Raw genomic sequence first — 21,759 nt, forward strand, 5'->3', positions numbered from 1 at the left:
GCAGATGCTGTGAATGACACACCGCATTCGCGAGCAAGCCCGCTCCCACATTTTGGTCTTCATCAGGCTTGGGGTTGGCGAGAACCGTACATCGGGTCTAGTTTTTACCCAACGACTGAGAAGGAGACCGCTGTGTCGAGTGTCAAACATGCCATCCATCTGGTCCTGCTAACAGGCCTGTTGCTCCCCACCATCCCCGCCCTGGCCGACGCCGGCACGCCCCAGTGGAAAGACACCGGCCCGGTCACCAAGCGCAAGCAGCAGGAGGTCAACTCCGGCAGTTGGCAACCCCAAGCCCAGCCCGCGCCCAAGGAAGATGCGGAAAACCCCTACAACGAAGGGGAAGACAGCGAAACCTATGACGACGGCGACACCTGACGGCCGAGTGGCGCAAACCCCGGATCGGAACTAGCTTGATTGGGAGTCCCGGTCGAACGCCGGGGCACGTAGTTCACTGACTGGACGGAAACCAACCATGACTATCTTTCAACGTGTTGTGCTGTTGCTGAAAGTGTTGGTGCTGTTAACGCTGGGTACCACCACCGCATGGGCCAATAGCGCCGTGCAAAGCCAGGCGCCTGGGTTTGTGGCGGCGAAAAACCTGCAGCTGGCCAAGAGCGAATCAGAAGCCGGTGACAAAGGCCAAGGTGGCTCCGAGGATGACGACGACCAACAAGCGCCACCGCCAGAGGATGACGACAGCGAAGGCGACAGCGATACCTGAGTCGAGACGAAAAAAAGCCCCACCTGCCGGACTGATGCGCAATCCGACGGGTGGGGCGGTAGAACTCATGTCATGCCCTGGGCTTGATCACCCAGGGCATTTTTGTTGCGCGATTACGCCACGAATTGCTCCGCGTAGTGGCAAGCCACCTGACGGTTATCCAGGGCGCGCAGCTGCGGCTCCTCGCTGCTGCACCGCGCCGTCGCATACGGGCAACGCTTGTGGAAAGCGCAGCCAGGCGGCGGGTTCAGCGGGTTGGGCAGTTCGCCGACGATCTTGATCTTCGGCTTGTTCGGGTCCGGGTGGATGGTCGGGGTGGCCGACAGCAGCGCCTGGGTGTACGGGTGCAGCGGGCGCGCGTAGATGTCTTCCTTGGGGCCGACTTCCACCGGACGGCCGAGGTACATGACCATCACGTCATCGGCCACGTGTTGCACCACCGCGAGGTTGTGGGAGATGAACACGTAGGCCGTGTTGAATTCCTGCTGCAAATCCATGAACAGGTTGAGCACCTGGGCCTGGATCGACACGTCCAGCGCCGAGGTCGGTTCATCCGCCACCAGCACTTTCGGTTGCAGCATCATCGCCCGGGCCAGGGCGATACGCTGGCGCTGGCCGCCGGAGAACATGTGCGGGTAGCGCTGATAATGCTCGGGGCGCAGGCCCACTTGCTTCATCATCGCCTGCACTTTTTCGCGGCGTTCGGCGGCGGACAGGTTGGTGTTAATCAACAGCGGCTCGCCGAGTTGGTCGCCGACTTTCTGCCGAGGGTTCAGCGACGCGTAGGGGCTCTGGAACACCATCTGCACGTCTTTGCGCAATTGCTTGCGCTGGGCCTTGTCGGCACCGGCGACTTCCTGGCCGGCGATTTTCAGCGAGCCCGAAGACGGCTCTTCAATCAGCGTGAGTGCGCGGGCCAGGGTGGACTTGCCGCAGCCCGACTCGCCCACTACGGCCAGGGTCTTGCCGGCTTCCAGCTCGAAGGACACGCCATTGAGTGCACGGACCAGCGCATGGCCCTTGAACAGGCCACGGGACACTTCGTAGTGACGGGTCAGGTCGCGGGCGGTAAGAACGACGGCCATTACGCCACCTCCTGGTTCAAGGGGTAGAAGCAGCGTGCAAGGCTGTTGGTTTTTGGATCAAGGCCAGGGCGTTGGGCACGGCAGGATTCCTGCACGTACGGGCAACGTGGCGACAGCAGGCAACCCTGCGGACGGTCATAACGACCTGGCACGATACCCGGCAGCGTGGCCAGGCGCGTGGCGCCCAGGCTGTGCTCGGGGATCGCCTTGAGCAGCGCTTCGCTGTACGGATGCGCTGGGATGTCGAACAACTGCGGCACCTGGCCGACTTCCACGGCTTGGCCGGCGTACATCACGCACACGCGCTGGGCGGTTTCCGCCACGACCGCGAGGTCGTGGGTAATCAGCACCAGGCCCATGTTCTGCTCTTTCTGCAGGGCCAGCAGCAGTTCCATGATCTGCGCCTGAATCGTAACGTCCAGTGCCGTGGTCGGCTCATCGGCGATCAGCAGTTTCGGCTCGCCGGCAATCGCCATGGCGATGGCCACACGCTGGCTCATACCACCAGACAATTGGTGCGGGTAGGCATCCATGCGGCTGGCAGCGCCGGGGATTTCCACTTTTTCCAACAGTTCGATGGCGCGCTTGCGCGCTTGCTTGCCGGACATTTTCAGGTGCAGACGCAGCACTTCTTCAATCTGGAAACCCACGGTGTAGCTGGGGTTCAGCGCGGTCATCGGGTCCTGGAACACCATCGCCAGGTCTTTGCCGACGATCTGGCGGCGCTGGCGGTTGCTCAGCTTGAGCATGTCCTTGCCGTCGAAGTTCAGGGCGTCGGCGGTGACGATGCCGGGGTGCTCGATCAGGCCCATCAGCGCCATCATGGTCACGGATTTACCCGAGCCCGACTCGCCAACGATCGCCAGGACTTCGCCTTTGTCGACGGAGATGTCGAGGCCATCGACCACTGGGACGGCGGTCTTGTCGCCGAAGCGCACATTGAGATTCTTGATTTCTAACAGTGACATGGGAATCTCCTCAGGCGGCGTTCTTGAGTTTCGGGTCCAGCGCATCGCGCAGGCCGTCACCCATCAAGTTGATTGCCAGCACGCTGAGCAAAATGGTCAAACCAGGCAAGCTCACCACCCACCAGGCGCGTTCGATGTAGTCACGGGCCGAAGCCAGCATGGTGCCCCACTCAGGCGTCGGCGGTTGTACGCCCAGGCCGAGGAAGCCCAGGGCGGCTGCGTCGAGGATCGCCGACGAGAAGCTCAGGGTGGCCTGCACGATCAGCGGTGCCATGCAGTTAGGCAGCACGGTGATGAACATCAGGCGTGGCAGGCCGGCGCCGGCGAGGCGGGCGGCAGTCACGTAGTCACGGTTCAGTTCGCCCATCACGGCGGCGCGGGTCAGGCGCACATAGGACGGCAGCGAGACGATGGCGATGGCGATCACGGTGTTGATAAGGCCAGGGCCGAGGATCGCGACGATGGCCACGGCCAGCAGCAGCGACGGCAGGGCCAGCATGATGTCCATCAGGCGCATGATGGTTGGGCCGAGCAAGCGCGGGAAGAACCCGGCGAACAGGCCCAGCAGGATACCCGGGATCAGCGACATCACCACCGATGACAAACCGATCAGCAGCGACAGGCGCGAGCCCTGGATCAGGCGCGACAGCAGGTCACGGCCCAGTTCGTCGGTGCCCAGCAGGAATTGGATCTGCCCACCTTCCAGCCAGGCTGGCGGCGTCAGTAGGAAGTCGCGGTATTGCTCGCTGGGGTTATGCGGCGCCACCCAAGGGGCGAACAGCGCGCAGAACACGATCAGCAGCATAAAGGCCAGGCCGGCCACCGCGCCTTTGTTCTTGGAAAAGGCTTGCCAGAATTCTTTGTACGGGGACGGATACAGCAGGCTTTGATCGACTGCTGACACTTGAGTTGGTGTGGTCATGGTCATGATCTCAGCGCTGGTGACGGATGCGTGGGTTGGCGAAGCCGTAGAGGATATCCACCACGAAGTTCACCAGGATCACCAGGCAGGCGATCAACAAGATGCCGTTTTGCACCACCGGGTAGTCCCGTGCGCCAATGGCTTCGATCAGCCATTTGCCGATGCCGGGCCACGAGAAGATGGTTTCGGTCAGGACCGCACCGGCCAACAGCGTGCCGACTTGCAGGCCAACCACGGTCAGTACCGGAATCAGCGCGTTACGCAGGCCGTGGACGAATACCACGCGCGCCGGCGACAGGCCCTTGGCCTTGGCGGTGCGGATGTAGTCTTCGCGCAGCACTTCGAGCATCGACGAACGGGTCATCCGCGCGATCACCGCCAGCGGGATGGTGCCGAGCACGATGGCCGGCAAGATCAGGTGGTGCAGGGCGTCGAAGAAGGCGTCTGGCTCGTCGGCCAGCAGGGTGTCGATCAGCATGAAGCCGGTGCGCGGCTCGATGTCGTAGAGCAGGTCGATCCGCCCGGACACCGGGGTCCAGCCCAGGCTCACGGAGAAGAACATGATCAGGATCAGGCCCCACCAGAAGATCGGCATCGAATAACCCGCGAGGGAGATGCCCATCACCCCGTGGTCGAACAGCGATCCTCGCTTCAAGGCCGCGATCACCCCGGCCAACAGGCCCAGGATACCGGCGAACAACAGGGCGGCCATGGACAGTTCCAGGGTCGCCGGGAAGAGGGCGGTGAACTCGGTCCACACGCTGGTGCGGGTGCGCAGGGATTCACCCAGATCGCCCTGGGCGAGCTTGCCGACGTAGTCCAGGTATTGCGCATACAACGGCTTGTTAAGGCCAAGGCGTTCCATTGCCTGTGCGTGCATCTCGGGGTCGACGCGCCTTTCACCCATCATCACTTCGACGGGGTCGCCAGGGATCATGCGAATCAACGCAAACGTGAGCAACGTGATGCCGAAGAACGTGGGGATCAATAACCCCAGTCGGCGGGCAATAAAACTAAACATCGTGTGGTGTACCTCAATCAGCCGGTTAGGCAGGTCCGGCACCCCCCAGGTGGGCGGTGCCGAGCGTTTTTCTTATTTACTTCGCCTGGGTAGTGGCGAAGTTATTGGTGCCGAGAGGGCTAAGGGTGTAGCCCTCTACGTTTTTACGCATGGCGGTGAACAGTTTCGGGTACGCCATGGGAAGCCATGGTTGGTCTTGTTCGAAAACGTCCTGTGCTTGTTCATAGAGCGCCGCGCGTGTGGCGGGTTCCTTGGCGGCACGGGCCTTGTCGATCAAGTCCTGAAACTCCTTGTTACACCAGCGCGCGTAGTTTTCGCCGTTTTTCGCTGCATCGCAACTCAGGTTCGGCGTGAGGAAGTTATCCGGGTCGCCGTTATCGCCGACCCAGCCGGCCGACACCATGTCGTGCTCGCCACCTTTGGCGCGCTTGAGCATTTCGCCCCATTCCATGACCTTGATGTTGATCTTCAGGCCAATCTGCGCCAAGTCGGCCTGCATGCGCTGGGCACCCAACATGGGGTTGGGGTTGGTCGGCCCGCCGCCGTTACGGGTAAACAAGGTAAATTCGGTGCCTTCCGGTACGCCGGCTTCCTTGAGCAGGGCGCGGGCTTTGTCCAGATCCCGTGGCGGGTTTTTCAACTTGTCGTTGAAGCCCAGCAGGGTCGGTGGATACGGGCCGGTGCCCACCACCGCGTTGCCTTTGCCGAACAGGGCGTCGGTATAGCCGGCTTTGTCGAACGCGATGTTGATCGCGTGGCGTACCCGTGGGTCGCTCATGTACTTGTGGGTGGTGTTCATGGCGATGTAGCTGGTGGTCATCGCCGCCAGCCCGTCGACCTTCAGGTTCGGGTCGGCTTGCATGCTCGGCACGTCATCCGGTTTCGGATACAGCGCGATCTGGCACTCGTTGGCCTTGAGCTTTTGCAGGCGCACGTTGTTGTCGGTGGTAATCGCCAGGATCAGCGGATCGGCCGGCGGCTTGCCACGGAAGTACTCCGGGTTGGCCTTGTAACGCACCTGGGCGTCCTTGGCGTAGCGCGTGAAGATAAACGGCCCGGTGCCGATGGGCTTGGCGTTCAGGTCATCGGTCTTGCCGGACTTGAGCAACTGGTCGGCGTATTCGGCGGAGTGGATCGAGGAAAACGCCATGGCCAGGTCGGCCAGGAAGGGCGCTTCAGGGCGGGTCAGGGTAAAGACGACGGTGTGATCGTCGGTTTTCTCTACGCTCTTGAGCAGCTCCTTGAAGCCCATGCTTTCGAAGTACGGGTAGCCCACGACGGACTTTTTGTGCCACGGGTGGTTCGGGTCCAGCTGGCGCTGGAAGCTCCAAAGCACATCGTCGGCATTCAGGTTGCGCGTGGGTTTGAAGTAGTCGGTGGTGTGGAACTTGATGTCGTCACGCAGGTGGAAGGTGTAGGTCAGGCCGTCCGCGCTGATTTCAGGCAGGTCCTTGGCCAGTGCCGGGACCACTTCGGTGGTGCCGGGCTTGAAGTCCACCAGGCGGTTGAACAGGGTTTCTGCTGCGGCGTCGGCGGTGACGGCCGTGGTGTACAGGACCGGATCGAAGCCTTCCGGGCTGGCTTCGGTGCAGACCACCAGCGGCTTGGCCGAAATGCCGACGGCCACGCTCAACAGCGCAGCGGCGATAGCGGCTTGTAGCGGGAGCATTTTCATTCGCAGACCTCGAACAATCTATGAGACCAGACAAGCGTAGACGGCGGACTCGTCCTGAGCCCGCCGTCTACCTGGCGCTAGTTAAAGAATGTTGAACGGGATGGTGGTAACCAGACGGAATTCGTTCAGGTTGCCGTCAGACTGTTCCTTGGTAGCGCGGTGAGCGACATAGGTCGCGCGGATGGTGGTGGCCTTCAATGGACCACTCTGTACCGCGTAGGACGTGCCGATACCGTACTCGTAGTGGTGTTCGCCGTCCTGCGACTGGACGCCGTCATAGCCTTTGCCTTCTACTCCACGGTTGCCGGTGTAGTGCGTACCGTCGATGCCCCAGCCGCGAGCCGAGTAGATGTTGAACTTCAGGCCTGGCACGCCGTATTCGGCCATGTTGATACCGTAGGCAACCTGGAAGGACTTCTCGTTCGGGCCGTTGAAGTCCGACGTCAGGGAGTTGGCCAGGTAGATACCGTTGGTTTCGTGCAGGTAGTCGAAGTACTCGTTACCGTTCACTTGCTGGTAGGAGAAGGTCAGGCTGTGAGCCTGGTGAGTCAGGCCCAGGGACAGGGAGAAGGTATCGTTGTCGATATCCCCCATCAGCTTTTTGCCTTCATCGACGGTTTTGTAGTAGTTGAAGCCGGTGGTCAGGCCCAGCACCGAGCTGTCACCCAGCTCGTGGGTGGCGCCGAAGTAGTACTGGTTCCAGAAGTCCTTGACGTTCGCGCCGAAGAAGCTGGTCTTCAGGCTCTTGAACGGCTGGTAGTTGGCACCCAGGGTGTAGACCTTGTCGGTCTCGACGCCATCGGCGCCTTTGCTGTTGTACTCGCTGCGGAACTTCGACAGGCTCTGCTCGGTACGTGGCGAAACGCGATCAAACACGCCGCCCTGGAACGACAGGTTGGTGAATTCTTCGCTGTTGAAGCTCACACCTTCAAAGCTCGACGGCAGGGCACGGTTGCCGATGGTGTCGACGATGCCGCTGCTGAAGTTCTGGCGACCGGCGGTCAGGGTGGTGTTGGACACGCGGAACTTGACGTTGGCCAGGCCCAGTTTGCTCCACTGGTCTACGGCGTCACCGTAGGAGTGGGCCAGGGTGCGGTTGGAGCCGCCGGCGATGTCGTCCCGGTTGCGGATCAGCGAGATCACGTTGTAGGCCGCGACTTCGGTGCTCACGCCAACGGTGCCTTGGGTAAAGCCCGAGGTGTAGTTGAGGATGGTGCCCTGGTCCCAGTTGTAACGGCGGGAAACGCGGGTCTTGTTGATGTCGCCTTCGTTCTTGAAGTAGCCGATGCGCGTGTCGCGACGGAACATTTCGTTGGAGTACCAGTTACGCGTGGTGCCGCCCAGGCTCTGGCCGTCGATAAAGCCTTTGGCCTCGCTTTGGGCGCTGGAACCGGCCAGGGTGGTAGGAACGAAGTCCTGGCTTTGGGTTTCAGCGTAGGCGGTTGCCGTGATGGTGCTGATGGCCAGGGCCAGAAGCGCTTTGCTGCTCAGTTTCATGGGTGAAGCTCCTTTGGTTCTCTTTTTTTTTGCCGGTCTTATGAGGTGATCCGGCTATTTGGGTTGTAACTCTTTCAAGCCTTTGCAAACGTTTGCCTTAGGGGAATTCCCGAAATAAGGCTGCACGTTTGCCGCAGAGCCAATTTCGCTCTGCGCCATCCGGTTATTTTTTTATGGGGTGATACTGACGCCCGAGAACACGTTGCGGCCGAAGGGGCTCACTTTGAAACCTTCGACTTTGGCGCTTAACGGCTGGTTGACCGTCGAGTGGGCGACCGGCGTGATCGGCACCTGCTGCTTGAGCAGTTGCTGCGCCTGTTTGTACAGAACAGTCCGTTGTTCGCGGTCGGTGACGACCTTGGCTTGCTTGATAAGCTTGTCGTACGCCGGGTCACACCACATGGAGTAGTTGTTCCCGCCGATGGCGTCGCAGCTGTAGAGGGTGCCCAGCCAGTTGTCCGGGTCACCGTTGTCGCCGGTCCAGCCGATCAAGCTCACATCGTGCTCACCGTTCTTGGTGCGCTTGATGTATTCGCCCCACTCGTAGCTGACGATCTTCACTTTCAGGCCAATCTTGGCCCAATCGTTTTGCAGCATTTCTGCCATCAGCTTGGCGTTGGGGTTGTAGGGGCGTTGTACGGGCATCGCCCACAGGGTGATCTCGGTGCCTTCCTTCACGCCGGCAGCCTTGAGCAGTTCCTTGGCTTTTTCCGGGTTGTAGGCGGCGTCCTTGATGGTGTCGTCGTAGGACCATTGCGTCGGTGGCATGGCGTTGACTGCCAGTTGCCCGGCGCCCTGGTACACCGCGTTGAGGATGCTTTGCTTGTTCACCGCCATGTCCAGCGCCTGGCGTACTTCGAGTTGGTCGAAGGGCTTGTGGCGCACGTTGTAGGCGATATAGCCGAGGTTGAAACCGGGCTTGGTCAGCAGTTGCAGGTTCGGGTCGGCCTTGAGGGCGTCAACGTCGGCTGGGCGTGGGTGCAGGGTTACTTGGCATTCGCCGGCCTTGAGCTTTTGCACGCGTACCGAAGCGTCGGTGTTGATGGCGAAGATCAGTTGGTCCAGCTGGACCTTGCTCGGGTCCCAGTACTGTTTGTTCGGTGCGTAGCGGATCTGCGAGTCTTTCTGGTAACGCTGGAATACGAACGGGCCCGTGCCGATCGGCTTCTGGTTGATGTCGCTGGGCTTGCCGCTCTTGAGCAATTGCTCGGCGTACTCGGCCGAGAGGATCGCGGCGAAGCTCATGGCGATGTTCTGCACAAACGCGGCGTCTACCGTGTTCAAGGTCATCACCACGGTGTGCGGGCCGGTTTTTTCGACCTTGGCGATGTTCTTGTTCAGGCTCATCCCGTTGAAGTACGGGAACTCGGTGGGGTAGGCCTTGCGGAACGGCTGCTCGGGGTCAAGCATGCGGTTGAAGGTGAACAGCACGTCGTCGGCGTTGAAATCGCGCGTCGGCTTGAATTCCTTGTTGCTGTGGAACTTCACCCCTTCCCGCAGGTGAAAGGTGTAGGTCAGGCCGTCTGGCGAAATATCCCACTTGGTCGCCAGCGCAGGAACGACGTTGGTCTCGCCTTTTTCAAACTCGACCAGGCGGTTGTACAGCGGTTCGGCTGCATCGTTGTCGGTGGCGGTGGTGTATTGCGCGGTGTCAAAACCAGCCGGGCTGCCTTCGGAGCAGAACACCAGGCTCTTCTTGTCGGCGGCGTGGCCCATCGTGGCCACAGCCAGCAGGCTGGTGGCAAATAGTGCGGATAGAACGGTGGTATGGCGCATGACGATCCCGATCCTTGTTTGTAGTTGTCGTCAGCGAGCAATCACCCGGCCTATCAGGACCGGGATGCATCGCTGACCCCACGCGGCAAGTGCCCTGTCAGATTGAGGCTTCTGCGGCCCTGCGACGTTATGGGTCGCGGACTTCGCAGTAAATGCACGAAATCTGACTGTCGTTGTAGGTAACGGAGACGCAGGTCGAAGTTTGTTGCTGTAGGACGGCAACGGCTTCGGCTGTGGTCTGTTTCCTACATCTTGGGCGGATGCAATAACGGCGACGTTATGAAACGTCGCCGCTAGTGACCCTTATTTGCCGCTGACGCTCACGCCGTAGAAAGAGTTCAAGCCAAACGGGCTGATCTTGAAGTCCTGCACGGTGTTGCGCATGGGTTGATACACCGTCGAGTGCGCGATAGGTGTCATCGGGACAGCATCTTTGAGGATATGTTGCGCCTGCTTGTACAGCTCGGTGCGTTTGGCGACATCCGAAGTAGCCTTGGCTTCCTTCACGGTGTCGTCGAATTTCTTGTCACACCATTTGGAGAAGTTGTTGCCCTGCAGCGAATCGCAGCCGAACAGCACGTTCAGCCAGTTGTCCGGGTCACCATTGTCGCCGCTCCAGCCAATGATCATGGCCTGGTTCTCGCCGCCTTTGGAACGCTTGATGTACTCGCCCCACTCGTAGCTGGTGATCTTGACTTTCAGGCCGATCTTGGACCAATCGTTCTGCAGCATCTCTGCCATCAGCTTGGCGTTCGGGTTGTACGGACGCTGGACCGGCATGGCCCACAGCACGATCTCGGTACCTTCCTTGACGCCGGCTTCCTTGAGCAGGGCCTTGGCTTTTTCAGGGTCGAACTTGGCGTCCTTGATGGTGGTGTCATAGGACCACTGGGTCGGCGGCATGGCGTTGACGGCCAGTTGGCCGGCGCCTTGGTAGACGGAGTCGATGATCTGCTGCTTGTTGACCGACATGTCCATCGCCTGGCGTACGCGCAGGTCCGCCAGTGGGTTTGGCTGGTCGCTGCCCTTGACCTTGTCCATCACGTTGTAGGCGACGTAGCCCAGGTTGAAACCGGCCTGGTGCGGCAGTTTCAGGTCCTTGTCTTCGCCCAGCGCCTTGAGGTCGGCCGGACGTGGGAACAGGGTCACCTGGCATTCGTTTTTCTTCAGCTTCTGGATACGCACCGACGGGTCGGTGGTGATGGCGAAGATCAGGTTGTCGATCTTCACGTCATCCGGTTTCCAGTAGTCCTTGTTGCCGGTGTAGCGGATGTTCGAGTCTTTCTGGTAGCTCTTGAACACGAACGGACCAGTGCCGATCGGCTTCTGGTTGATGTCCTGGGCCTTGCCTTGTTTCAACAGTTGCGCGGCGTATTCAGCGGACTGGATCGAGGCGAAGCTCATGGCCAGGTTCTGGATGAAAGCCGCGTCCACGGTGCCGAGGGTGAACTCGACGGTGTGGTCATCGACTTTCTTGATGTTCTTGATGTTGGTGTCCATCCCCATGTCCGTGAAGTACGGGAACTCGGTGGGGTAGGCTTTGCGGAACGGATCGTCCTTGTTAATCATGCGGTTGAACGTGAACAGCACGTCATCGGCATTGAAGGTACGGGTCGGCTTGAAGTACGGGGTGGTGTGGAACTTCACGCCGTCGCGCAGTTTGAAGGTGTACGTCAGGCCATCCGGGGACACGTCCCAGCTGGTGGCCAGCCCAGGAATCACAGCGGTGCCGCCGCGCTCGAACTGGGTAAGACGGTTGAACATGGTCTCTGCCGAAGCATCGAAGTCTGTTCCGGTGGTGTACTGGCCTGGATCAAAACCGGCCGGGCTCCCTTCGGAGCAGAACACCAGGTTAGTCGCCGCTTGGGCGAAAGGGGCTGCGGCCATAAGGCCAGCGCTAACAATTAACGGAATGACTGCGTGTTTAAGCATGTTGGCCTCATGATTTGTTGTCATTTTTGGTGGTGAGGGCGACCTCGTGAGTCGGCCTGCGGATACTTATGCAGGGGCCATACCCATTGCAAGATGCAGAACCGTTAGGAGGCTTAAACAGTGGTACGAACGTACAGGAATGTCGCAATTATGAAAGTTTCTACACAATTGAGTACATTTTGAGGGTTTTTTCGGTGCATCAGGCGCACCAAAAATGACCAACCGAGGCGTCTAGCGCACTCGGTTGGGGCGCTGCTGTTACTTATCTAGACTGACGCCGTAGAACGGCGTGAGCCCGAACGGGCTGATCTTGAAGTCGTGCACTTCTTTGCGCAGGGGCTGGAAAACCGTCGAGTTCGCAATAGGCGTTATAGGTACTTGTTCTTTAAGGATTTTCTGCGCCTGTTGATACCACTTGATGCGTTGCTCGCGGTCGCTGCTGACCTTGGCCTGCTGCACCAGTTTGTCGTAGTCCGGGTTACACCATTTGGCGTAGTTGCTGCCCTTTACCGCAGCACAACTGTAGAGCACGCCGAGCCAGTTATCCGGGTCGCCATTGTCGCCCGTCCAGCCGTAAATCATTGCGTCGTGCTCGCCATTTTTGGCGCGCTTGATGTATTCGCCCCACTCATAGCTGACGATGTTGGCCTTGATGCCGACTTTTGCCCAATCCTGCTGAATCATTTGTGCCGACATGCGCGCATTCGGATTGGATGCACGCTGGACCGTCATTGCCCACAGGTTGATGGTGGTGCCCGGGGCGACGCCTGCTTCTTTTAGTAGCGCCTTGGCCTTGGTGGGATCGTAGGGGGCGTCCTTGATCTTCGGGTCATAAGACCACTGCGCTGGCGGCAACGCGTTCTGCGCCAATTGCCCGGCACTCTGGTACACGGCCTTGATGATCGCAGGCTTGTCGATGGCCATGTCCAGGGCCTGGCGCACCTTGAGTTGGTCCAGCGGCGGATGGGTCACGTTGTAGGCCAGAAAGCCCAGGTTGAAACCCGCCTGTTGCAGCACGCGCAGGTTGGGGTCCTGCTTCATCACTTCGATGTCGGACGGGCGCGGGTAACCGCTGACCTGGCACTCGCCGGCCTTGAGCTTTTGCAGGCGCGACGCGGCGTCCGGGGTGATGGCGAACACCAGGTTGTCGAGTTTCACATCGTCGGGCTTCCAATACTGCTTATTGGCCACGTAGCGAATCTGCGAGTCTTTCTGGTAGCGCTTGAACACGAACGGCCCGGTGCCGACCGGCTTCTGGTTGATCTCTTCGGCTTTGCCCTGCTTCAGCAGTTGGGCGGCGTACTCGGCGGACTGCACCGAGGCAAAGCTCATGGCCAGGTTCTGCACAAATGACGCATCGACATTGTTCAGGTTGAAACGCACGGTGTGCTCGTCGAGTTTTTCGACGCCCTTGATCGTGGTGTTCAGGCCCATGTCGGTGAAGTACGGCGACTCGGACGGGTAGGCCTTGCGAAACGGGCTGTCGGCATCCAGCAGGCGGTTGAAGGTGAACAGCACATCATCCGCGTTGAAGTCGCGGGTAGGCGTGAAGAAGTCGGTGGTGTGGAACTTGACGCCATCCCGCAGGTGGAAGGTGTAGGTCAGGCCGTCGTTGGATACGTCCCAGCTTGTCGCCAGGCCGGGCTCGACTTCGGTGCCGCCGCGCTTGAACTGGGTCAGGCGGTTGAACACGGTTTCGGCCGAAGCGTCGAAGTCTGTGCCGCTGGTGTACTGGCTGGGATCGAAACCGGCGGGGCTGGCTTCGGAGCAGTAGACCAGGGTAGTGGTGGCTTGGGCCATCGGCATGAACGCGAGCAGGCCGGCGGCGAGGAGCAGTGGTTTGAAGGTGATTCTTTCCATGGAGACCCCTGAAATGGCAGCCCTGCGCAGGCTACGCAAACGAAAACGGCGGTACCGAGGGTACCGCCGTTCATTGAGGGCAGATAGAGGGTTAGCGCTTATTCATCCGGCGTAGGCTTGATTTCCATGCGCGTTGGCGAAGAGGGGTCAACGGTATAACCGGCGCCGTCCAACTCGTTACTTTCGCGTATGGTAAATGTTCTTGATGCATTCACCTTTATGTCGGTAAGGGGTTCAAGCTCAAGACGGTCTTCGGACAGTTTGCTCGGTATAAAGTCGAGCTTGGCCGTGACAGTGGTCACGGCATCTGCTGGGTCATATTTGATGTAGTAGTGTGTATTGCGTCCGCTGCCAAGGACCGTTCCCTTAAAGCGGGGCGTCGCAAACTCACCCGCAGCGGGACCAAGCGCCCATTGGTTGGCAAGTTCGGAAATTCGAGCTCTTAACTCCGGTTCAGGAATGATTTTCTCAATTTCCTCGATATTTTTTTGTTTCAGCTGAAGAAGCTCTTCGTTTGATAACAGAGCGCCTTTTTTTTGCTGAAGTTCGGTTATCTGGCTGCCGAGGTCGAGCTCCAGCTTGGTGTTCCCAGGACCTTCTATTGTGAACTTGTCGCGATGCAGGTCATCGATAAACTGGCTGCTGTATTCGCTGGTGCCGAATGTCGAAACGTTAGCCGGTGGCGGCGGCGTGGCGTGGGCAGGGTTTTCTTCAAACGTCCAGGAAACTTGCGGTGCGATTTCACCTTCTTCGTTCAGCGTGACACCGTATGTGTAATCGTAGCCATCAGGCTTGAGGTATTTATCCAGTATTTCTGCGCCCTTCATTTTTTTGCCATCGACATCCAGGAACTCATCTGAAAGTTGTCGCGGCCTCGTGGGTTCAACGTCTGGAGTTGGCGGTGAAGCACGGTTCCAAAATGCGCCGCCATCGCCTGGCGCGCGTGTCCACTCGCCATTGCGGCCGGGCGTTATGACCATTACGCCCTTGCCGGTATTGGGGTCGATGACCTTGGCAAATGCGTTGCCCGATCGGTAGCTGCCGGATATTTCATAGAGCTTGCTCGTACCCGTCTCATCGGTCAGGCGCACTAGCTGACGAAATACGCCGTTGCTGTCGGTCATCCGGTAAACCCCCGATGCGTCCCGGGTGGCGTTCTTTATCAGTTCCTCACCGTCCGCGACGGCGTATTGCGCCATGGGGATAAGGGACGGGGATCTTGGCATGGGCGCCGGCGCAGTTGGCTTGTCGGTGACTGCACCAGAGGAGGGGCCCGGCTTGGGCTCTTCGTTGACAGGCGCTTCTGGCTGCGGGCTTGGCTCTACGGCCGGCAGCTCTTTCTCCGGGGGAATTGCAAAAGGGTCTTCCGGGGTGCCACTGGCGGTGGCCGAAAACAGCGTGTTCAGCAACCCATCGAATGCCTTGGATGCGCCGTCGTTACGTTCGGCCAGGGTGTCGCCGGAGGCATGTTTTTCCACGCCCAGTACCAGTTCGGCCAGCCCTGTCGCAGCTGCTGCCGCCGCGACGGGTGCCGCGATAGGCGCCAGTTTGGCCAGCAGGCCGGCGGCCACCGTTATGTCGTTGAGCCAGATATCGCGGGTCACTTCGCTGTTGGACTTGATGACCACATCGGCGTCACTCGTCATGCGGTGCTTGCTGGCGGATGCCATGGCCGAGAATGCATCCCCCTCGATCTGCGATTCGCTTGCATGGATCACCGGGCCGGAATGTTTGCCTGAGGCCATCTTGTCAAAAATCGTGTCGAGGCCGTCTTTGGAGGTATCAATATCCGTAAACCATAAGATCGGAATGAGCGCCTTGACCACCGTGTGGACGGTTCCGGGTATGTGGTCCTGGCGCGTGATAAGCGGAAAGTGGGAGGCCAGGGTCGCGCGTTTTTTAGTGTCTTTGGTTTGCTCGACGACCCACTCATTGAGCTTCTCAAGGGAGTCGAACCGGAGAAATGCCGGCTGCGCGCCGGGCACGTAAAGCACTTGACGGCCGCCGTCGGCCGCGCTGAAACGCAGGATATCGTTGGAGGCAATGCCTGCGATATTCAGCGCATGCACTTGGACGCCGCCGTTCACCGGCGCCTGGGCCTTGAGTTGCTCGACGTTGAGCGGAGCGTTTTCGTCGAGTGGGAGGTTGGACGCAGCGCCCATCACCAAGCGGTAATCTTCGCGGGTGAAGCGGTGTTCGGGGGCTTGCAGCGCTCGTTCGGCAGGCGGCCGGGCTTCGGCGGTCTTCAATTGTTTGCGGGCCTGGTAGGCGAACTCGCCCTTGATCGCGGTCTGGTAGCCCTCGGTGTTGTTGTGCCAGAAGTCGTCGATTTTTTTGGTCATCTCACCCTGGAAATCGGTCTTCCAGCTTTCATGCATGAGGGCGGACGGTAGAAGAGGGAATTGATTGTGAGCGCCATAGCCCTTTTTGGTGCTTTGCCCGGGGCCGTCGGTGTAGATGCCCGAGAGTGAGTCAAGCTCGCCTGGATCCCAGTCGTTTTCCGAGAAGTTTTTCAGCAAGGCATCGGGCAGTCGCAGGGAGGACGACGGTTCCTGGTTGGTGTATTCCCAGCCGGTAATGGTCGAGGTCTCGACGCTGTAGGGGTTGTGTCCGCCACCGTTGAAGCGGTTCAGGTAGAGGGTGTCGGCATCGACCTGCTTGTCGGTCAGTTTGAGAATGAGTGACTCAGCCCACTTCTTGGCTTCTGCCCGGGTGTTGGGCAGCTTGTTGGCCACGTCAACTGCCAGTTCTTTGTAAGCCAGGGCTTGGGGGGCGGTCAGGTAAAACTGCGCCGCACTCTGCTTCTGCGTTTGCAGTGCCTGGGCCGAGCGACTGCTGGCTTGGCGCAGCGGGTCGTTGGGGGGGATGGGGTCGAAAGCTTTATTGTTATGTTCCAGTCGTTTGATTTGGGCACTGGCCTCGGACCGGGAGGAGGGCAGGGTGACCCCGTGGAAATCAGCCACTACCCTTGGCCGCACTTTGACATAGCCATCACCCAGTTCTACCCGAAAACGCTGGCCGGCGACGGGTGAGATGATTTTGCCCGCTGCCAATAGGGGCCCCGCAATCTGCCCCCAGCCAGAGTTGTCAGTGAGTGTGAACGTCTTCTTGTGCTCGCCCTCGCCGACCGTTAGGACGCCAGTGGACGGTGTGATCGAAATGGCGTCCATCGGGATGCCTTGCTCACGCATCCAGCCCTTGACGACAGGGTGTTCCAAATGTGCGCGATACAGCTCAAGCCATTGGCCCATTTGGCTTTCGGGAGGGACCTTGATTACGCTGGGGGCGTTGTGCAGGATCTTCTTTTGCACCGCATCAATGTAGGACTCGACCAGTTCTCTATTCGCGGCGACGGTTTGCGATGGTGGGATCGACTGGGTATCTACGGCTGTTGGTGTCGAACTGGGCTCGTCGGGGCTGGAAGAGAGTTGGTTGCCCTGAAGCGGCAGCATGGAATGCCTGTTTTGTACGGATAGTGTCATTGGACGGTTCTCTGAAGGAATACGTCCGGCGCGGTACTCCCTGTAGGCCGGGGTCGTCTCTGTGTTGTGAGAACCGAAGGGTTGATTCCGCTGAATGTGCCGCAAGGTGTAACGTCTTGGGCGGTTTCTGCCAAAAAAAACGGCGCGAGCCTTCAGGCCGCACCGTTCTTACGGGAGGGAAAATACTTATTGCAAGACTTCAATCACGCCATCGGCGCTCATGGTGACCTGGCTGGTACCGGCTTCCACTTCCGGCGTCGGCGCCGAATCCATCGCCGCCGCTTTCATCATCATGCCGCCACGGGCGTAGGGCTGTGGATAACCGTTGGTGTTGAAGTTCAGGTTGACGATCTTGTAGCCCTTGCCGCCCAGCGCATCGGTAGCCAGTTGCGCACGGGCCTTGAATGCGGCGACGGCATCCTTGAGCAGCGCATCTTCACTGGCCTTGCGGGTGGCATCGGCGATGGCGAAGTCCATGCTGTCCATTTTCAGGGTGTTGAGCAGCTCGCCGGTGAGCTTGGACAGCGCCGGGAAGTCCGCGCTTTCCAGGCGCAGCTCGGCACGTTCACGCCAGCCGGTGATTTTCTGGTTCTTGTTGTCGTAGATCGGGTAGCTGTTGCGGCTGCCCTGGCGCAGGGTCACACCTTTGACTTCGCGGGCCTGGCCCAGTGCTTTGTTCACGGCAGTGGTGATTTCGGCGGCGAGCTTGGCCGGGTCGCTGTTCTGGGACTCGGTGTAGAGGGTCACGATCATCTTGTCGCGGGCCACCTCCTGGCTGGCCTCGGCGCGCAGGGAAATCTGGTTGTAGTTCAGACCGTCGGCAGCCACCGCCGGAAGGCTGGCAAGGGTGGCAACGCCGAGGGTGATAACAGCTGCACTGCGAGTGAAACGAGACATGGAAGCTCCTTGAGGTATTCGTGTTCGGTATGACTGTAGACGGTGGCATCGGGTTCTTCGGGTTTACACATTCGCTACAAGTTGCGGTGACGGCGACGAACGGTCATTTGCCGCGCCTGCGGCAAAGAGCCACACGCGCCGTGCCAGCCGGTCGGCTTCGTTTATACTCCTGCCGATCCGCCTGCAGCGCTCAACGGGAGAGCTCATGCTCGCCGCCGTAAAACTGACTTCCGCCACCCGCCAGAACCTCTGGCGCCTGACGTTCATTCGCACCCTGGTCCTGGCCGCACAAGCCGGCTCCGTGGGGCTCGCCTATTGGTTCGACCTGCTGCCGCTGCCGTGGCTGCAATTGGGCGTGACCCTGGGTTTCTCCACCGTGCTGTGCGCGTTTACCGCCATCCGCCTGCGCACCACCTGGCCGGTGACCGAGTTGGAATATGCCCTGCAACTGGCCTGCGACCTGTTTATCCACAGTGTGTTGCTGTATTTCTCCGGTGGTTCCACCAACCCGTTCGTGTCGTATTACCTGGTGCCGCTGACCATCGCGGCGGTGACCTTGCCGTGGCGCTACTCCGTGGCGCTGTCGGGCATCGCCCTGACCCTCTACACCTTGCTGCTGGCGCGCTTCTATCCGCTGCAAACCTTCCCCATCGCCCGGGAAAACCTGCAGATCTACGGGATGTGGCTGAGTTTCGCCCTGTCTGCCGCCGTCATTACCTTTTTCGCCGCGCGCATGGCCGAAGAGCTGCGCCGCCAGGAAGAACTGCGTGCCATCCGTCGTGAAGAAGGCCTGCGTGACCAGCAACTGTTGGCCGTCGCCACCCAGGCCGCCGGCGCCGCCCATGAGTTGGGCACGCCGTTGGCGACCATGAGCGTACTGCTCAAGGAAATCATCCAGGACCACCACGACCCGGCGCTGCAGGAAGACCTCGGCGTGTTGCAGGAACAGGTCAAGCAGTGCAAGCAGACCTTGCAGCAACTGGTGCGCGCCGCCGAAGCCAATCGGCGCCTGGCGGTGGAGATGCAGGACGTGACCCAGTGGCTCGACGAAGCCCTGAACCGCTGGCACCTGATGCGCCCCGAAGCCAGTTACCGTTTCCACCTGCTTGGCCAAGGCACCGTCCCGCGCATGGCACCGCCGCCCGACCTGACCCAGGCGCTGCTCAACCTGCTGAACAACGCCGCCGACGCCTGCCCCGAAGGCCTGGGCGTGCAGCTGGACTGGGATGCGGAAGATGTGACCATCAGTATTCGCGACCACGGCGCCGGTGTGCCGCTGGCCATTGCCGAGCAGATCGGCAAACCGTTCTTTACCACCAAGGGCAAAGGCTTCGGCCTCGGCCTGTTTTTGAGCAAGGCCAGCGTGACCCGCGCGGGCGGCTCAGTGAAGCTCTATAGTCATGAGGAAGGTGGCACGCTCACCGAGCTGCGCCTGCCCCGTGTCGCACGAGGAGATATCGATGAGTGACGAGATCCAAGTCGAAGGCGAAGAACTGCCGCACCTGTTGCTGGTAGATGATGACGCGACCTTTACCCGCGTGATGGCGCGCGCCATGAGCCGTCGCGGTTTCCGCGTGAGCACCGCCGGTTCCGCCGAAGAAGGCCTGACCATCGCCCAGGCCGACCTGCCGGACTACGCCGCGCTCGACCTGAAAATGGACGGCGACTCCGGCCTGGTGCTGCTGCCCAAGCTGCTGGAACTCGACCCGGAAATGCGCGTGGTGATCCTCACCGGTTACTCCAGCATTGCCACCGCCGTCGAGGCGATCAAGCGCGGCGCGTGCAACTACCTGTGCAAACCGGCCGATGCGGATGACGTGCTGGCTGCGCTGTTGTCCGAGCACGCCGACCTCGACACCCTGGTGCCGGAAAACCCGATGTCGGTGGACCGCCTGCAGTGGGAGCACATCCAGCGCGTGCTCACCGAGCACGAAGGCAACATCTCCGCCACCGCCCGCGCCCTGGGCATGCACCGCCGCACCTTGCAGCGCAAGTTGCAAAAGCGTCCGGTACGCCGCTGAACGAAGTCTGAACAACCTGCTTCAGGCCGCACGGAGCCCTGAACCGATCGTCTATGATCGGTTCAAACGCCTGTGATCTCTTCCCTACCGAGCCTGAATGATGAATCAGAACGCTGAGTATTGCGCGGTCAACGACGCGGTGCGTGGGCAATTCTTCCGCCGAACCTGGGCGATGATCACACCGTATTGGCGCAGTGAAGAGAAGGGCAAGGCCTGGTTGTTGCTGGCGGCGGTGATTGGCCTGTCGCTGTTCAGCGTGGCGATCTCGGTGTGGATCAACCACTGGTACAAGGACTTCTACAACGCCCTTGAACACAAGGACACCGCCGCGTTCTGGCAACTGATCGGCTACTTCGGCGGGATCGCCGCCGTGGCCATTCTTGGCGCGGTGTACCGCCTGTACCTGACCCAGATGCTGACCATCCGCTGGCGTGCCTGGCTCACCGAAAAGCACTTCGCCCGTTGGCTCGCCAACAAGAACTACTACCAGCTGGAGCAGGGCGGTTACACCGATAACCCGGACCAGCGGATCTCCGAAGACCTCAACAACTTTACCGCCAACACCTTGAGCCTTGGCCTTGGCTTGCTGCGCAATGTGGTCAGCCTGGTGTCGTTCTCGATCATCCTGTGGGGCGTGTCGGGCAGCATCGAAGTGTTCGGCATCACCATCCCCGGCTACATGTTCTGGTGTGCGTTGCTTTACGCCGCCGTGGGCAGTTGGCTGACGCATCTGATCGGCCGTCGCTTGATCGGCCTGAGCAACCAACAACAACGTTTCGAAGCGGACCTGCGTTTCTCCATGGTGCGCGTGCGTGAGAACGCCGAGAGCATCGCGCTGTACAACGGCGAGCCGAATGAACAACAGCGCTTGAGCACGCGCTTCGGCAAGGTCTGGCACAACTTCTGGGACATCATGAAAGTTTCCAAGCGCCTGACCTTCTTCACTGCGGGTTACAGCCAGATCGCGATCATCTTCCCCTTTATCGTCGCCGCGCCGCGCTACTTCACCGGCAAGATCGAACTGGGCGAGCTGATGCAAATCAACTCGGCGTTCGGCAACGTGCAGGAGAACTTCAGCTGGTTTATCAGCGCGTATTCCGACTTGGCGTCGTGGCGTGCCACCAGTGATCGTCTGCTGAGTTTTCAGCAGGCCATGACTGACAACGAGCAACGTCCTCCAGCGATTGATGTGCGCCCTGAAGGCGAACGCCTTGTGGTGCAACACCTGGGCATGGACTTGGCCGATGGTCGCCACTTGCTCACCGATGCGGACATGACGGTGAAACCCGGCCAGCGCGTGATGCTCAGCGGGCGGTCCGGCAGCGGCAAAAGTACGCTGCTGCGTGGGATGGGCCATCTGTGGCCGGCGGGGCACGGCAGCATTCGTTTGCCGGCTGCGCGTTATCTGTTCCTGCCGCAGAAGCCTTACCTGCCGATTGGTACGTTGAAGGCGGTGTTGAGTTATCCACAAGACGACAGCGTTTACCCGGCAGAACGTTATGCACAGGTGCTGGAGACGTGCCGCTTGCCGCACCTGGTCGCTCGTCTGGATGAAGCGAACCACTGGCAACGCATGCTCTCGCCGGGTGAGCAGCAGCGCCTGGCCTTTGCCCGTGCGTTGTTGTTCGCGCCGCAGTGGCTGTACATGGACGAAGCGACGTCGGCCATGGATGAAGAGGATGAGGCGACGTTGTACCAGGCGTTGATCGATGAGCTGCCGGGGTTGAGCATTGTCAGCGTGGGGCATCGCAGCAGTCTCAAGCGCTTCCATGGGCGGCATGTGCGGATTGAGGGTGGGTTGTTGAAGGAACAACACCCGGCTTAAGTCCGCATGCGGTCAAAACTGTGGGAGCGGGCTTGCTCGCGAAAGCGGTGGGTCAGTTGATGCATAGGCTGATT

General features: G+C 60.1%; 16 protein-coding genes. 5 read left to right on the forward strand and 11 right to left on the reverse strand.

Annotation, left to right across the window (positions count from 1 at the left end; translation table 11 throughout):
- The first annotated feature begins 132 nt into the window (after window positions 1-132).
- Both NUV89_RS16770 and NUV89_RS16775 read left to right on the forward strand, forming a co-directional pair.
- Entirely contained in the window at window positions 133-378 is a 246-nt protein-coding gene (locus NUV89_RS16770; protein WP_257782196.1) for a hypothetical protein, read from the forward strand.
- Window positions 379-475: 97 nt separating this feature from the next.
- Window positions 476-724, forward strand: coding sequence for a hypothetical protein (locus NUV89_RS16775; RefSeq protein WP_257782197.1), 249 nt, complete (start codon window positions 476-478; stop codon window positions 722-724).
- Between the two features lie 113 nt (window positions 725-837).
- Here the strand turns inward: NUV89_RS16775 and NUV89_RS16780 are convergent, their stop codons facing one another.
- The 11 genes from NUV89_RS16780 to NUV89_RS16830 form a co-directional block, all read right to left on the reverse strand.
- A complete protein-coding gene (locus tag NUV89_RS16780; protein ID WP_017138288.1) occupies window positions 838-1,809 on the reverse strand; it encodes a peptide ABC transporter ATP-binding protein in 972 nt (323 codons plus the stop codon).
- The gene (locus tag NUV89_RS16785; protein ID WP_017739469.1) at window positions 1,809-2,777 is read right to left on the reverse strand and encodes an ABC transporter ATP-binding protein; all 969 of its coding nucleotides are present in this window, start codon (window positions 2,775-2,777) and stop codon (window positions 1,809-1,811) included. Before NUV89_RS16785 ends, NUV89_RS16780 begins: the two co-directional genes overlap by 1 nt.
- A gap of 10 nt (window positions 2,778-2,787) precedes the next feature.
- Window positions 2,788-3,699, reverse strand: a complete 912-nt coding sequence (locus NUV89_RS16790; RefSeq protein ID WP_257782198.1) for an ABC transporter permease subunit — start codon at window positions 3,697-3,699, stop codon at window positions 2,788-2,790.
- 10 nt (window positions 3,700-3,709) lie between these two features.
- A complete protein-coding gene (locus NUV89_RS16795) occupies window positions 3,710-4,720 on the reverse strand; it encodes an ABC transporter permease subunit (RefSeq protein ID WP_017739471.1) in 1,011 nt (336 codons plus the stop codon).
- Window positions 4,721-4,796: 76 nt separating this feature from the next.
- Window positions 4,797-6,395 (reverse strand): ABC transporter substrate-binding protein, encoded by a 1,599-nt coding sequence (locus tag NUV89_RS16800; RefSeq protein ID WP_026137148.1) that lies wholly within the window; start codon window positions 6,393-6,395, stop codon window positions 4,797-4,799.
- Between the two features lie 81 nt (window positions 6,396-6,476).
- Window positions 6,477-7,892, reverse strand: a complete 1,416-nt coding sequence (locus tag NUV89_RS16805) for an OprD family porin (RefSeq protein ID WP_257782199.1) — start codon at window positions 7,890-7,892, stop codon at window positions 6,477-6,479.
- 171 nt (window positions 7,893-8,063) lie between these two features.
- A complete protein-coding gene (locus tag NUV89_RS16810; RefSeq protein WP_257782200.1) occupies window positions 8,064-9,668 on the reverse strand; it encodes an ABC transporter substrate-binding protein in 1,605 nt (534 codons plus the stop codon).
- A 303-nt stretch (window positions 9,669-9,971) separates the two neighbouring features.
- The gene (locus tag NUV89_RS16815) at window positions 9,972-11,600 is read right to left on the reverse strand and encodes an ABC transporter substrate-binding protein (RefSeq protein ID WP_257782201.1); all 1,629 of its coding nucleotides are present in this window, start codon (window positions 11,598-11,600) and stop codon (window positions 9,972-9,974) included.
- A 258-nt stretch (window positions 11,601-11,858) separates the two neighbouring features.
- Window positions 11,859-13,460, reverse strand: coding sequence for an ABC transporter substrate-binding protein (locus NUV89_RS16820; RefSeq protein WP_257782202.1), 1,602 nt, complete (start codon window positions 13,458-13,460; stop codon window positions 11,859-11,861).
- Between the two features lie 98 nt (window positions 13,461-13,558).
- Complete coding sequence (locus tag NUV89_RS16825; protein ID WP_257782203.1) at window positions 13,559-16,942, reverse strand: dermonecrotic toxin domain-containing protein; 3,384 nt, start codon at window positions 16,940-16,942, stop codon at window positions 13,559-13,561.
- Between the two features lie 186 nt (window positions 16,943-17,128).
- The gene (locus NUV89_RS16830) at window positions 17,129-17,839 is read right to left on the reverse strand and encodes an SIMPL domain-containing protein (RefSeq protein ID WP_257782204.1); all 711 of its coding nucleotides are present in this window, start codon (window positions 17,837-17,839) and stop codon (window positions 17,129-17,131) included.
- Between the two features lie 205 nt (window positions 17,840-18,044).
- Between NUV89_RS16830 and NUV89_RS16835 the strand changes: the two genes are divergently transcribed.
- The 3 genes from NUV89_RS16835 (at window position 18,045) to NUV89_RS16845 (ending at window position 21,685) form a co-directional block, all read left to right on the forward strand.
- A complete protein-coding gene (locus NUV89_RS16835; protein WP_257782205.1) occupies window positions 18,045-19,307 on the forward strand; it encodes an ATP-binding protein in 1,263 nt (420 codons plus the stop codon).
- Window positions 19,300-19,860, forward strand: a complete 561-nt coding sequence (locus NUV89_RS16840) for a response regulator transcription factor (protein WP_003171731.1) — start codon at window positions 19,300-19,302, stop codon at window positions 19,858-19,860. Before NUV89_RS16835 ends, NUV89_RS16840 begins: the two co-directional genes overlap by 8 nt.
- 100 nt (window positions 19,861-19,960) lie before the next feature.
- Window positions 19,961-21,685, forward strand: coding sequence for an ABC transporter ATP-binding protein/permease (locus NUV89_RS16845; RefSeq protein WP_257782206.1), 1,725 nt, complete (start codon window positions 19,961-19,963; stop codon window positions 21,683-21,685).
- The last annotated feature ends 74 nt before the right edge of the window (window positions 21,686-21,759 follow it).

The organism is Pseudomonas sp. 18.1.10 (assembly GCF_024655625.1).
Lineage (GTDB): Bacteria > Pseudomonadota > Gammaproteobacteria > Pseudomonadales > Pseudomonadaceae > Aquipseudomonas.